10 protein-coding genes are annotated in these 13,456 nt (G+C 68.2%); 5 read left to right on the top strand and 5 right to left on the bottom strand.

Features of this window, described 5'->3' with window-relative positions:
* Nucleotides 1-85: 85 nt before the first annotated feature.
* From CEP50_RS16305 to CEP50_RS16290, 4 genes are all read right to left on the bottom strand, one after another.
* The gene (locus tag CEP50_RS16305; RefSeq protein ID WP_106114816.1) at nt 86-1,702 is read right to left on the bottom strand and encodes a peptide chain release factor 3; all 1,617 of its coding nucleotides are present in this window, start codon (nt 1,700-1,702) and stop codon (nt 86-88) included.
* 279 nt (nt 1,703-1,981) lie between these two features.
* On the bottom strand, nt 1,982-2,614 hold the full coding sequence (locus tag CEP50_RS16300; RefSeq protein ID WP_106114809.1) for a hypothetical protein: 633 nt from the start codon (nt 2,612-2,614) through the stop codon (nt 1,982-1,984).
* On the bottom strand, nt 2,611-3,945 hold the full coding sequence (locus tag CEP50_RS16295; RefSeq protein WP_146134820.1) for a hypothetical protein: 1,335 nt from the start codon (nt 3,943-3,945) through the stop codon (nt 2,611-2,613). The genes CEP50_RS16300 and CEP50_RS16295 overlap by 4 nt, the downstream gene beginning before the upstream one ends.
* Before the next feature lie 2 nt (nt 3,946-3,947).
* On the bottom strand, nt 3,948-4,709 hold the full coding sequence (locus tag CEP50_RS16290; RefSeq protein ID WP_106114807.1) for an ATP-binding cassette domain-containing protein: 762 nt from the start codon (nt 4,707-4,709) through the stop codon (nt 3,948-3,950).
* Between the two features lie 815 nt (nt 4,710-5,524).
* On the opposite strand from CEP50_RS16290, the gene CEP50_RS16285 reads away from it, so the two are divergent.
* From CEP50_RS16285 to CEP50_RS16270, 4 genes are read left to right on the top strand one after another with little or no spacing between them, the layout of a single operon-like run.
* A complete protein-coding gene (locus CEP50_RS16285) occupies nt 5,525-7,063 on the top strand; it encodes a pyridoxal phosphate-dependent decarboxylase family protein (RefSeq protein WP_106114806.1) in 1,539 nt (512 codons plus the stop codon).
* A 23-nt stretch (nt 7,064-7,086) separates the two neighbouring features.
* Entirely contained in the window at nt 7,087-8,406 is a 1,320-nt protein-coding gene (locus CEP50_RS16280) for a lysine N(6)-hydroxylase/L-ornithine N(5)-oxygenase family protein (protein ID WP_106114815.1), read from the top strand.
* Nucleotides 8,403-8,993 (top strand): GNAT family N-acetyltransferase, encoded by a 591-nt coding sequence (locus CEP50_RS16275; protein ID WP_106114805.1) that lies wholly within the window; start codon nt 8,403-8,405, stop codon nt 8,991-8,993. Before CEP50_RS16280 ends, CEP50_RS16275 begins: the two co-directional genes overlap by 4 nt.
* Nucleotides 8,990-10,798 (top strand): IucA/IucC family protein, encoded by a 1,809-nt coding sequence (locus CEP50_RS16270; RefSeq protein ID WP_106114804.1) that lies wholly within the window; start codon nt 8,990-8,992, stop codon nt 10,796-10,798. Before CEP50_RS16275 ends, CEP50_RS16270 begins: the two co-directional genes overlap by 4 nt.
* 536 nt (nt 10,799-11,334) lie before the next feature.
* On the opposite strand, the gene CEP50_RS16260 is transcribed toward CEP50_RS16270, so the two are convergent.
* Nucleotides 11,335-11,832, bottom strand: coding sequence for a hypothetical protein (locus tag CEP50_RS16260; RefSeq protein ID WP_106114802.1), 498 nt, complete (start codon nt 11,830-11,832; stop codon nt 11,335-11,337).
* A gap of 322 nt (nt 11,833-12,154) precedes the next feature.
* On the opposite strand from CEP50_RS16260, the gene hisS reads away from it, so the two are divergent.
* On the top strand, nt 12,155-13,444 hold the full coding sequence (hisS, locus tag CEP50_RS16255; RefSeq protein ID WP_106114801.1) for a histidine--tRNA ligase: 1,290 nt from the start codon (nt 12,155-12,157) through the stop codon (nt 13,442-13,444).
* Nucleotides 13,445-13,456: the final 12 nt, after the last annotated feature.

The raw sequence follows: 13,456 nt of genomic DNA, 5'->3' as shown, positions 1-13,456 counted from the left end.
GGTGTCGAGGTCGGGGTGACGGGGGCGGCGGGCACGGAACGGGAACTCCTGTTCGACTTCGGGGAACTCGCAGGTCGTGGCGGGATTACTCGGCGTCGGCGACCACGTGGTCGAGCCGCAGCTCGGGACGCAGCCGCAGCAGGGACCGCAGGGAGATGCGGTCGACGAACACGGCCAGGGCGGTGCCGTCGGGGCGGTCGAGGACCTCGCTGTTGTGGGTGTGCAGCATCGGACGCTGTTGCGGGTCCGCGACGATGCGCACGACGCTGTAGGGCAGCCGCTCCAGGCTCACCGGCGAGCGGAACTCCGACTCCATGCGCTGGGTCACCACGTCGAACTGCATCGGCCCCACCGCGGCCAGCACCGGAGCGCCGTCACCCCGGTGCTCCGAGTGCAGCACCTGCACGACCCCCTCCTGGAAGAGCTGTTCGATGCCCCGGCGGAACTGCTTGGAACGGCCCGGGTCGACCGCGCGGGCCACGGCGAAGTGCTCGGGGGCGAACTGGGGCATCCCCGGGAAGTGCACCGGGGGTTTCCCGGAGTGGAGGGTGTCGCCGACCCCGAGCGCGGAGGCGTTGACCAGCCCGATCACGTCGCCGGGATAGGCCCGTTCCACGGTCTCCCGCTGCTGGCCGAACACCTGCTGGGCGTACTTCGTGGCGAAGGAACGCCCCGTGGCCGCGTGGGTGGCCACCATGCCGCGCTCGAACTCCCCGGAACACACCCGGGCGAAGGCCACCCGGTCCCGGTGCGCCGGGTCCATGCCGGTCTGCACCTTGAACACGAAGGCCGAGAAGGGCGCGTCCAGCCCACGGGGCCGCCCGTGCACGTCCTCCCGGGGGCCGGGGGACGGGGCGTGGTCGAGCAGCAGGTCGAGAAGGTGGCGCACGCCGAAGTTCTGCACCGCCGAGCCGAACAGCACCGGGGTGGCCTCGCCCCGCAGGAAGGCGTCCACGTCCAGGTCCCCGTCGGAGGCCGACAGCAGCTCGGCCTCCTCCACCGTGTCCCGCCACTCGGCGCCGACCCGCTCGGCGGCCTCGGAGGCCGACATCCGGTTCTCGGGGGCCAGGGTGGCACCGCCGGCGGTGCGTTCGAAGCCCACGAACTCGCCGGTGGTGCGGTCCAGCACCCCCCGGAACTGTCCCGCGACGCCGACCGGCCAGGTCAGCGGCATGGGGCGCAGGCCGATGCGCTCGCGCAGCTCGTCGCACAGTTCCAGCGCCTCGCGGCCGGGGCGGTCCCACTTGTTGACGAAGGTGATCACCGGGATTCCCCGGTGGCGGCACACGTCGAACAGCTTCAGGGTCTGCGCCTCCAGGCCCTTGGCCGCGTCCACCAGCATCACCGCGCAGTCCACCGCCGAGAGCACCCGGTAGGTGTCCTCGGAGAAGTCCGCGTGGCCCGGGGTGTCCAGCAGGTTGATCACGTGGTCGCGGTAGGAGAACTGCAGGGCCGCCGAGGTGATCGAGATGCCGCGGGCGCGTTCCATGGCCAGCCAGTCCGAGACCACGCCGCGCCGGCCGGCCTTGCCGTGCACCGCGCCGGCTTCGGAGATCACCCTGGCGTGCAGCGCCAGCGCCTCCGTCAGCGTGGACTTGCCCGCGTCGGGGTGGCTGATCACCGCGAACGTGCGGCGCCTTCCGGCCTCGGCGACCGGGTCGGCCGCCCGGTCGGTGTCGGGGGACTGCCGTGTCTGACTCATCGTTGCCAACCGCTGCGGGGAGTTCGACGGATCCGTGCCGAACCGGGGCACGCCCTCGCGTCCCGGCTCGCGGTGTGCTCCCGGCGGCCCCGGAGAGGGCGGAGGACACGTCCTTGCGGTTCCCGTCGCCACGGACACACCCGAAGGCACAAAATAACACTTACGTTAGGTTAGGTTTGGCGGGTGTGTTGAAGTTCTCCAGGTGGAAATACCCCTGCGCTCCGCGCAGACGTCCGCGATCGGCTGGCCACGTAACCGCCGCGAGGCTCCCATCCGCGGTCAGTTCTCGTTGCGGCCGAGGTTGTGCGCCCAAGCGCTCGTACCACGGGTGACCGCGTGGACAGCCAGCGCCAGCGGAATCAGGATCAGCGGCGGTAGCCACTTTCCGTGCGTGGCCGGATAGGTGGCCAAGGGCAGGAAGGGACGAGCACCCACGACGAGGTTGTCGAGCAGCACGAGACCGAGATAGCAGCCCAGAGTGACACCTCCCGCCAGGAGGGGGCCGATCAGGGCTGACAGCAGCAGGACCGTCGCACCTATGGTGAGCGTGTTCGACACCAACCATGTCGGCGTCCTGTCCCCGGGCATGGAGTAGAGCCCGATCAGCGCAGGCAGCAGCGGTGCCGCCATCGCCACCGCTGCCAGTGTCACGGCCACCAGCCGGACGCGCGGACCACCGAGACGTTCCCATTCCCAGAGACGTGGTCGCAGCACGGTCGCCGCGAGTATCCCGGTGATCATGGCGATCATCTCCGGCATCGGAACGGTGTGACTCGGAGCGAAAGGCGAGACGTTCAGATCTATCGTGATGGCGGTGTGGTAGAACGTCCACGACAGTCCGGTCATGAGAACCAGGAGAGCAGCGAGGCGGGGCACGGCCCGCGCGAGCACGACCAGCCGCAGCGTCGTCATGGCCCGCTCTCCAGCGTGCAAGTGGCGATCTGGCGTTCGTGCTCCGCGATCCAGGCACGCACCTCCTGCGGATCACTGCCCTCGAAAGCCGGGACGGCACCGAACCTCGGAGGCAGCTCAGCTGTCTTCTCGGCCCGTCCCAGAAGCCAGTAGGCGAGTTCGGTCGCGATATCGGCCGGATGGGAGGAGTTCACCAGAGCTCCGCTCCTGGCCGGTTGTTTTCGCTCGGGGTAACGCTGTCTACAGGCACCGGTTCCCACCAACCGAAAAGCGACACTGTTCTGAACGCTTCTTGTCAGCATCGTGGGTGGATTGCTCGCATGCATGGTCACTCTCGCAGGAGTGACCCCGTCAGTCCGAGTCGACTCACCGAGCGACGCGTCCCGAACGCGTGAAGCCCGTTCGGGTACGCTGCCGTACTGTTCGTAGACGGCTCGTGCGGCCGAGACGATCGTGTCCAACCGAGCACGGTGTCCGCTGTGGACGCAGTATTCCACCCCGGAGACCGTACGACACGTCCGTGGCGGGTTCGCCGCATCAGCGTACAGTTTCGGGCTGCTTCCCGACAGCGGCACCAGGATCGTGAACACGAGCGCCCCAACCAGCCCCACGGACAACAGTGACGGGATTTTCCAGCGCCGTGGCCGGGACAGGGAACGTACGGCCACGATCACCGTCGCCGTCGAGAGCAGGACCAGGAAGGCGATGCGATACAGCAGCACGGGAGTGTTCGGCACCTCGCCCAGACTCGCGATTCCGTGTGTGACCGGAACAGCGGGCAGAAACAACCCCTGGCTGAATCCGTTGAGCTGGATGGCCAGAAACCCGAGCACCAGCATCAGGGGAGAGATCCAGGCCGTCCCGGTCAGCACCCCGGCCGTGTAGCCCACACTCGTCGCGGCGACAACGGCGAGCACACCGACGAGCATGACGAGTACGTGCGGCCCTCCCGTAGGGGCCCGCAGCGCGGTCAGCACCACCATCGGCACCATGCCCACGACGTAGGCGCCCGTGAAGAACCCGCACAGGGTCAACAGATGTCGTGTGACGAGCTGACCATCGTTGCGGGGCGAATTGGGCTGGGCGAAGATGCGGCTGGCGTCGGTCAGCCGTCCCGCGTAGTAGGCCGCGCCCGCTGCCGCCACCGGCGCGGCGAGAATCAACGGTTCCTCGTGGAACTTGGCCGAGGTGTGGATCCACACCTGATGGCGCCAACTCCACATTTCGCTGGTCTGGGACAGCGCGGCCGCGAGAATCAGCAGACCGGGAACCAGCACCGGGAACACTCCCAGTGGCCAGCCGGAAAAGCGTCTTATCGGGAAGAATCTCATCGTCACTCCCCCAGTCGACTGACGAGCGCTTCGTAAGCCAGTTCGAAACCGGAGCCGAGGGCCGAGCTCTCGGCAGCGTTCGCGGTGTCTTCGAGGACGGTGTGGAACCGCTCGTTCGTGTCGTCGAAGACCAGTTTTCCCTCGGCCAACACCGCAACCCGGGAACACAACCGCGCCACGTCCTCCAGCAGATGGCTGGACAGCACGACCGTGCGCTGCTGACCGAGCCGCGCGATCATCTCGCGCACCCGCAGACGCTGTCCGGGATCGAGTCCGACGGTGGGCTCGTCCAGCACCACCACCGCCGGATCGTGCGCCAGAGCCGCCGCGATACCCAGGCGTTGCCGCTGTCCGCCGGACAGCGTGCGCACCCGGGAACGTGCCTGCTCCCGCAAACCGACTTCGCGCAGCGCGGGCTCTGCCGCGGCCATGCAGTCCGCGTCCGGAACCCCGTTCACCCAGGCCGTGTAGGCCACGGTGTCACGCAACCGCATCTCCGGGGCGAGCGAGAACCGTTGGGGCACGAAGCCCAGCAAGCGGCGAGCCGCTTTACGCCCGCCGGCCGTGGTGAGCTCGTGCTCACCGATCCGGACGGTTCCCTCACTCGGCTTCGCCAATGTGACCAGCAGGGACAGCAACGTCGTCTTGCCGGCACCGTTCGGCCCCAGCAGCCCGTTGACTCCCGTACCGATGCACCACGAGACATCGTTCAGCGCCACGTGACGTCCGTACGAGAACGACACCCGGTCGAGCTTGACCTCCACAGACCATTCTCCGTCATGTTCACACGGGGAAAATACGGCGTGATCGCGCATGGTACATACCCAACCACACCATGATCCCCCAGGGCGATTTGTCCATTGTCCGCCGTTGACGCCGGCGGACCTGGGCACGAACTCGTTCAGTCTCCTGATCCCTTGTTGTTGAAGGCGCAAGAACAATATTTGGAAGCAACTTGTTCACAAACCTCCGATGACCACGAGCCCAGGAATATTGACAAGCCGCTTTGCTTTTTCGGCCACAAGTTGTCCGGCCGCAGAGAGATATCCTCGTTCAACCGAATCGCCCGATTCGCAGCACGCGCACAGGAAGGACCGCGTCGGAGGCGAACCGTACGCACGACACCGCCGCCCGAAGGAGAGGCCACGAAGCGAACGCGTGCCCCGACCACGTCGAGGCGGAGGAGCCGTCCTGACAGCGGTCGACGTCGTCACTCTTCGCCCCGAACGGTTCACTGTCCGAACGGCTCAGTCTGGTCACGCTCCGGGGGAGTCCGGTGGCAGCTCGTCGCCCCGCGCCGCTTCCCGCCTCTCGGCCACGGCCCACCGGGTTGACGCGCTCCGGAGCGGAGCGCAACAGGCCGACCGGCGTCGGTTTTCGTGAACGTTCTCACCCCACAGACCAGGGCGTATAGGTTAGCCTAAGTTCTCGGAAAGTTAGGCTAACCTTCTCCGAGGGGGGTCGTGTCCACGAACCGCCACCCACGGACCGGAACAGCACCCGACGCCGACGCCACACGCCCTTCCGGGCCACCGCCACGGAGCTCCACCCCAGATTCCGAACACGAGGAGGACGGAGCATGAGTTTCCTCGCTTCCCAGGCCGAGGAACCGTCCGGGAGTTCAGCACGCCCGGCTGACCCACAGACCCAGCTGCTGGACGAACGCAACACCGCCCACTACCGCGACTCCGTGCTGCGCGGGGTGGAACGCGTGGTCGCCGAACTCACCGGCAGGGACCGCCCCACCACCGGAGTGGCCCCCGAACGACTCGAACCGGAAGTACGCCGGATCGACCTGGACGATCCCCTGGGGAGCACGGACGAGGCACTGGAGGAACTGGAACGGGTCTACCTGCGGGACGCCGTGCACTTCCACCACCCGCGCTACCTCGCCCACCTCAACTGCCCGGTGGTGATCCCCGCCCTGCTGGCCGAGGCGATCGGCTCGGCCATCAACTCCTCACTGGACACCTGGGACCAGAGCGCCGGCGGCACGTTCATCGAACGCCAGCTCATCGACTGGACCGCCGGACGACTCGGCCTGGGCGACCGGGCCGACGGCATCTTCACCAGCGGCGGCACCCAGTCCAACCTGCAGGCCCTGCTGATCGCGCGCGAACAGGCCCTGGCCGGGCAGGCCACCAGCCCCGAAACCGGCTGGCAACTGTCCAGGATGCGGATCCTGACCGCCACGGACAGCCACTTCAGCATCGTCAAGGCCGCCAAACTGCTCGGCCTCGGCAGCGAGGCGGTGGTGCCGGTCGCCTGCGACGAACGACGCCGGATGATCCCGTCCGAACTGGACCGGGAGCTGGAGCGCTGCCGCCGGGAGGGGCTGATCCCGATGGCCGTGGTGGCCACCGCGGGAACCACGGACTTCGGCAGCATCGACCCGCTGCCCGAGATCGCCGAACGCTGCGCGGCGGCCGGGGTGTGGATGCACGTGGACGCCGCCTACGGCTGCGGGCTGCTGGTCTCCGAACGGGGCCCCTCGCTGTCCGGCATCGAACACGCCGACTCGGTGGTGGTGGACTACCACAAGTCCTTCTTCCAACCGGTCAGCTCCAGCGCGGTCCTCGTGCGCGACCGCGCCACCCTACGGCACGTCACCTACCACGCCGACTACCTCAACCCCGAGCACCACGCGGACAGCGTGCCCAACCAGGTCGACAAGAGCATCCAGACCACACGGCGCTTCGACGCCCTCAAACTGTGGCTGACCCTGCGCATCATGGGCCCGGAACAGCTCGGCCGCCTGTTCGACGGGGTGCTGGACCTGGCCCAGCAGGCCTGGGGAATGCTGAGCGTCGACCCCCGCTTCGAGGTGGTGACCCGCCCCGAGCTGAGCGCGCTGGTGTTCCGCTACGTGCCCTCCGAACAGGTCAGCCCCGAACTCTGCGACCGGGCCAACATGCACGCCCGCCAGGCGCTGTACTCCTCCGGGGTCGCGGCCGTGGCCGAGACCGTCGTGGACGGACGGACCCATCTGAAGTTCACCCTGCTCAACCCCAGGACCACGCTGAGCGACATCGCCGAGGTGAACGAGCTCATCGCCGAACACGCCGAGCGGTACCTGAAGGAACCGGACGAGGCGGCCCCGCACCGCCACGCCGGATGACCGAGACCCGAACCGGAGCCCGCATGTCAACGACCTACGATTTCGCGGCCATCGGGGTCGGCCCGTTCAACCTGGGCCTGGCCTGCCTGACCGAGCCGATAGCCGAACTGAACGGGGTGCTGCTGGACAGCAAACCCGACTTCGACTGGCACGGCGGGATGATGCTGGAAAGCAGCACCCTCCAGACGCCCTTCCTGTCCGACCTGGTGACCCTGGCCGACCCGACCTCGCCGTTCTCCTTCCTGAACTACCTCAAGGAGGTCGGCAGGCTGTACTCCTTCTACATCCGCGCCGACTGGTTCCCCCACCGGGCCGAGTACAACGACTACTGCCGCTGGGCGGCACGCAAGCTCGACAACGTCCGCTTCGGCCGCAGGGTCACCTCGGTGACCTACGACGCCGAGGAGGAGCTCTACCTGGTACAGGCCACGAAGGTGGACAGCGGCGACGTGGAGACCTACCGCGCCCGGCGGATCGTGCTGGGCACCGGCACCCCGCCGCACGTCCCCGAGTCCTGCCGGGACCTGGGCGGCGACGCCATCCACAACTCCGAGTACCTGCGGCACCGGAAGTCGCTGCTGGGCAAGGACAGCGTCACCGTCGTCGGCAGCGGGCAGAGCGCGGCGGAGATCTACCACGACCTGCTGAGCGAGATCGACGAGCACGACTACACGCTCAACTGGGTGACGCGTTCACCGCGGTTCTTCCCGCTGGAGTACACCAAGCTCACCCTGGAGATGACCTCTCCGGAGTACGTCGACTACTTCCACTCGCTGCCCGACGAGACCCGGCAGTCCCTGCTGGCCAGCCAACGCGGGCTGTACAAGGGGATCAGCGCCGACCTGATCGACCGGATCTTCGATCTGCTCTACGTCAAGAACCTGAGCCGCCGCTGCCCCACCCGGCTGATGACCAACACCGCGGTCACCTCGGCCTCGCACGACGCGGAGACCGGCCGCTACACCCTCCGGCTGCTGCAACAGGAACAGGGCGAGGAGTTCACCCTGGACACCGAGGGTCTGGTGCTGGCCACCGGCTACCGCTACGAGGTGCCCGAACTGCTCGACCCGGTACGCGACCGGATCGCCTGGGACGAGCGGGGCCGCTTCGACGTGGGACGCAACTACGCCATCGACCACACGGGCACCGAGATCTTCGTGCAGAACGCGGAGCTGCACACCCACGGATTCGTCACACCCGATCTGGGGATGGCCGCCTACCGCAACTCGTGCATCATCCGGGAAATGCTCGGCAAGGAGTACTACCCGATCGAACGTTCCATCGCCTTCCAGGATTTCGCCGCTCCCCAGCAGGAGCAGTCCCGAAAGGACCCGGCAGCATGACCGGAACCGTGTTCAGGCGCACCGACGACCGGCTCGGCGAGTTCACCGTGCGCCACGTCGACCCCGACGGCGACGTGGAACTGCTGCACCGCTGGCTGACCCACCCCAAGTCCGCGTTCTGGCTCATGAACCAGGCCACCGTGGACGACGTCTCCCGGCAGTTCCACCGCATCGCCGCCACCCCGGGCCACGACGCGCTGCTCGGCCTGCACGAGGGAACCCCCGCCTTCGTGGCCGAGCGCTACGACCTCGTCGGCAGCGACCTGGACGGGGTGCACACGATCCGGCCCGGCGACGTGGGGATGCACTTCCTGGTCGCCCCCACCGACACCCCGGTGCACGGGTTCACCCTGGCCGTGCTGCGCACCGTGATGGAACTGCTGTTCTCCGACCCGGCCAACCAGCGGGTGGTCGTCGAACCGGACGTGCGCAACACAGCCGTGCACCGGATGAACCGGGCCGTCGGCTTCGAGGAGCTCGGCCCCGTCTCCCTGCCGGGCAAGACGGCGCTGCTCAGCACCTGCACCCGCTCCCAGTACCACGCGAGCCTGACCGGGCCCGCCACCGACCAGGAGGTCCCCCGTTGAGCCACCCCGATCACCGTGACCCGGCGGCCCACCTCACCCCCGAACACTGGGAGACCGCCAACCGATTACTGGTGCGCAAGGCGCTGGCCGAGTTCTCCCACGAACGGCTGCTGCGGCCGGTGGAGACCTCCGAGGGGCGCTACCGGGTCGACAGCGACGACGGCCGGGTGCGCTACCACTTCACGGCCCGGCTGGGCAGCCTGTTCCACTGGCGGGTCGAGGCCGACAGCATCACCCGGCACTCCGAGGGAGCCGAGCAGCCGCTGGACGCGCTCGCGCTGTTCCTGGAGTTCCGGCAGAGCCTGGGGCTGCGCACGGAGATGCTGCCCGTCTACCTGGAGGAGATCAGCAGCACCCTGGCCAGCACGGCGTTCAAGCTCTCCGCCCCGGCCACGCGCTCGGCGGACCTGCTCGACGCCGGGTTCCAGGCGGTGGAGGCCGGGCTGACCGAGGGGCATCCGTGCTTCGTGGCCAACAGCGGACGCATCGGCTTCGACAGCCGGGAGTTCCTGGACTACGCCCCCGAGGCGGGAGGAGCGGTCGCGCTGATGTGGACGGCCGCGCACCGGCGGCACTGCACCTTCACGGTCTCGGCCGAGACCGACTACCGGGAGCTGGTCACCTCCGAACTGGACGAGCACACCCGCGCCGAGTTCGACCGGAGACTGCGGCGGCGCGGACTCGACCCGGAGGAGTACTACCTGCTGCCGGTGCACCCCTGGCAGTGGGAGAACAAGCTCGCGATCACCTTCGCCGCCGAGGTGGCCCGCAACAACCTCGTCCCGCTCGGCACCGGTCCCGACGAGTACCAGCCTCAGCAGTCCATCCGGACCTTCTTCAACCGCAGCAACCCGAAGCGGCACTACGTGAAAACGGCGATCTCGGTGCTCAACATGGGGTTCCTGCGAGGGTTGTCACCGGAGTACATGCGGGCCACCCCGGCCATCAACGACTGGCTGTCCGGGCTGATCGCCGAGGACCCGGTGCTGGCCGGGACCGGTTTCGACATCCTGCGGGAGCGGGCCGCGATCGGCTACCACAACGAGTACTACGAGGCCGCCGGCGCCAAGGGCTCGCCCTACCGCAAGATGCTCGCCGCGCTGTGGCGGGAGAGCCCGGTGCCGAAGCTGCGTCCGGGGCAGCGGCTGGTGAGCATGGCCGCGCTGCTGCACGTGGACCGGTTCGGGGACTCGGTGGTCGCCGAGCTGATCGGCCGTTCCGGGCTGGCGGCCGAACAGTGGCTGCGGCGGTACCTGGAGGCCTACCTGCGGCCGCTGCTGCACCTGTTCTACGCCCACGACCTGGTGGCCATGCCGCACGGCGAGAACATCATCCTCGTCCTCGACGACGGGGTGCCCACCCGGGCGCTGCTCAAGGACATCGCCGAGGAGATCGCGGTGCTGGACGCGGACAGGGAACTGCCCGCCGAGATCGAGCGCATCCGCTCGGTGGTGCCGGAGCACCTGCGGGAGCTGTCCCTGTTCACCGACATCTTCGACTGCTTCTTCCGTTTCCTGTGCTCGATCCTGTCCGAGGAGGGGCTGCTGGCCGAACAGGACTTCTGGCGGGTGGTGGCCGAGTGCGTCGGCGACTACCAGCGCGACGTCCCCGAGCTGGCCGAGAAGTTCCGGCGCCACGACCTGTTCGCCGAGCGCTTCTCGCTGTCCTGCCTGAACAGGCTGCAACTGGGCAACAACGAGCAGATGGTCGACCTGCAGGACCCGAGCAGCGCGCTGGCCTTCGCCGGGACGCTGGAGAACCCGCTGGCCGCGCACGCCGCCGAGGTCGCACCGGCCGCGCGCTGACACGACCCGCCGGGTGGTCGTCCCGCTCGGGGCGAGGGCGACCACCCGGGGCGGCGGGCGATAATCCCCGCCTCCGCTCCGGACGGGCCGATTTTGCCGAAAATTGGGATCAACGGAGTTCCCATCCCACCCGCTGCTGTCCCCAACGCGCCCAGGACCGACCGCGCTGGTGAATCCGTCTTCCCGACGACCGGCGCACCGCACACGATCACCGCTACGAACGACCCCGTCAGGTGTCCACGTGCCGCACCTGTCAGATGTCTCCCGCCCGCTGTGGGTGGCTGGGACGCCGGACCTCGAACCGAACACGTGATCCACCAGTGGCGCTCTGCAGGAACAGTCCTCACCAGGGCAAACGCACTAGGACAGGGGACACCACGGGGGCGTGGGCTCGTCCGGGACAGCGGCCACACCGGCGCTGACCAGCAGTGCTACCGGAGCCCGCACAACGATCACGACGGTCGCGGCGGCCACCGGTAGTGTCGCCGCTTCCAGCAGAAGCGCGGTCTTCGCCGCACGGCGGAAGAGACCACGGTTCACAGTTCTCCACGTTCCCGCATGTCCCGCAGTTGTCGCTGGAACTCGACTCGCTCTTGTTGGTAGTCCTCGTCGTCGTCGCGAGGGGGAAACGCGATCAGGAGGTCGGCGCCGGCGGTGACCGCACCGGTCGCCAGACCGACCAAGCCGCCCGCCAAGGGGCTCGTGGCAGCGAGCGTGAAAGCCACCGTGTTCGACACGACGCGTCCGATGACGGTCGCCGGCAACATTTGTCGGCGCTTATAGCCGCCTTCCTCCTGTGCGTGTCCCAGCGTGTTCCGGACCACGAGGAACACGGGGAAGTTCAATCCCCAGGCCAGAACCACCAGCAACAGCGCGTTGAGCCAACCGATACCGGTCCACGTACTGCTGAGCCATGCGGCGACAAGCTGGATCGGGATGACGCACCAGCACAGAAAGAATTCGGCGATCCAACCTGTGAGGGTTTCGAACCACCATCGATAGAGCCGCAGTGCTACACTGTCGTGTTCTTCCATCAGCGCTCCTCGACATCACCGCGACCTAGGCGAAACAACCGGTGACAATACCGTCGACACCGGTCACAGGAATGCGATCCGCGACACCGCTCACGATCAAGCCGGTTCGAGTCCCATCCACGGCACAATCGGGATTTCCTCCGAAAGCGGAATCCGCGGAAAACGCCTCCGGGCAGGCCGCGTCGAGCCCGACCATCCCGGGTCGTGACGGGAGCGACTGGCCTCCCCGGGCGCCCCCGGGTGCGGCCGCCACACGACCGCACGAGCCGTCGACTACCCTGGGCACCGGCCCATCAGTCAACCGGTTGTTCGAGGGATCATCGTGGCCGACTACCTGCCGACCGAGCCGTACCGGGGAACGCGGGACTTCCTGCCCGCGGAGATGTCGACACGGCAGCAGGTGTTCCATCGGCTCTACGAGGTCATCGAGTCGTTCGGCTACCAGCGCTACGACGGTCCCCAGCTGGAGCCCGTGGAGATCTACGAGGCCAAGTCCTCCCAGGAGATCGTCGAGCAGCAGCTGTACACCCTGACCGACCAGGGCGGGCGGCGGCTGGCGCTGCGCCCGGAGATGACGCCCTCGGTGGCCCGCATCATCGCGGGCAACATGGGCGGGCTGACGTTCCCGGTGCGCTGGTACTCCCACCCGAACTGCCACCGTTACGAGCGCCCCCAGAAGGGCCGGGTGCGCGAGCACTGGCAGATCAACGTCGACCTGTTCGGCTCGACCAGCTCGGCCGTCGAGATCGAGTTCGTCGAGCTCATCCACGCGATGATGCACGCGCTCGGCGCGAGCCGGGACATGTACCGGATCCGGATGAGCGACCGGGTGCTGCTCGACGGGGTCTTCCGCGAGATCCTGGGGCTGGACGACGAGCAGGCCCGCGCCACCGCCGGGCTGATCGACCGGTGGGAGAAGAGCACCCGGGAACAGCTCGCCGCCGACGCCCACGCGGCCGGGCTGACCGACAAGCAGTTCGAACGCCTCGGCGAGGTCGTCACGGCCGGGGAGGGCGTGCTCGACATGCTCTCCGAGCAGACCCGCGAACGTTCGAAGCTCATCGAGGTGCTCAACACCGAGGCGCGTGAGCTCATCGAGGTCGACCCGCTGATCGTGCGCGGGTTCGACTACTACACCAGCACCGTCTTCGAGGTCTTCGACACCAACCCGGAGAACCGGCGCTCCCTGTTCGGCGGGGGTCGCTACGACAACCTGGTCGGGCTGTACTCCCCCAAGGAGGTGTCCGGCTTCGGGTTCGGCATGGGCGACGTGACCCTGTTCGACTTCCTGCGCACCCACGGGCTGCTGCCCGAACCGGACAACAGGGTCGACGTGGTCGTGCTGCCCACCGAGGACGCCCTGTTCGACGCGGCCCGGCAGGCCGCCTCCCGGCTGCGCGCGGCCGGGCTGCGCACCACCACCCCGCTGGAGGTCCGCAAGCTCGGCAAGGAGATCGGCCGCGCCGACAAGGCCGGGGCGCGGGCGGTGGTCATCGTCGGCCCCGACGACTGGAGCACCGGCCATGTCACCGTGCGCGACCTGAGCACCGGGGAGCAGCAGCCCACCACATTGGACGGCCTGGCCGAGACGGTCGCGCCGATCACCCGCTGACCCCTCCCGCGT

Origin of the sequence: Actinopolyspora mortivallis (genome assembly GCF_003001495.1) — a bacterium.
Classification (GTDB): Bacteria; Actinomycetota; Actinomycetes; order Mycobacteriales; family Pseudonocardiaceae; genus Actinopolyspora; species Actinopolyspora mortivallis_A.
Note: the sequence above shows the minus strand (reverse complement) of the source record. Positions and strands in the feature narration are given on the sequence as shown.

Excerpts from the sequence above, each read along its gene's own strand:
- CEP50_RS16305 (WP_106114816.1), bottom strand. The coding sequence starts at position 1,702 with ATGAGTCAGACACGGCAGTCCCCCGACACCGACCGGGCGGCCGACCCG.
- CEP50_RS16300 (WP_106114809.1), bottom strand. The coding sequence starts at position 2,614 with ATGACGACGCTGCGGCTGGTCGTGCTCGCGCGGGCCGTGCCCCGCCTC.
- CEP50_RS16295 (WP_146134820.1), bottom strand. The coding sequence starts at position 3,945 with ATGAGATTCTTCCCGATAAGACGCTTTTCCGGCTGGCCACTGGGAGTG.
- CEP50_RS16285 (WP_106114806.1), top strand. The coding sequence starts at position 5,525 with ATGAGTTTCCTCGCTTCCCAGGCCGAGGAACCGTCCGGGAGTTCAGCA.
- CEP50_RS16280 (WP_106114815.1), top strand. The coding sequence starts at position 7,087 with ATGTCAACGACCTACGATTTCGCGGCCATCGGGGTCGGCCCGTTCAAC.
- CEP50_RS16275 (WP_106114805.1), top strand. The coding sequence starts at position 8,403 with ATGACCGGAACCGTGTTCAGGCGCACCGACGACCGGCTCGGCGAGTTC.
- CEP50_RS16260 (WP_106114802.1), bottom strand. The coding sequence starts at position 11,832 with ATGGAAGAACACGACAGTGTAGCACTGCGGCTCTATCGATGGTGGTTC.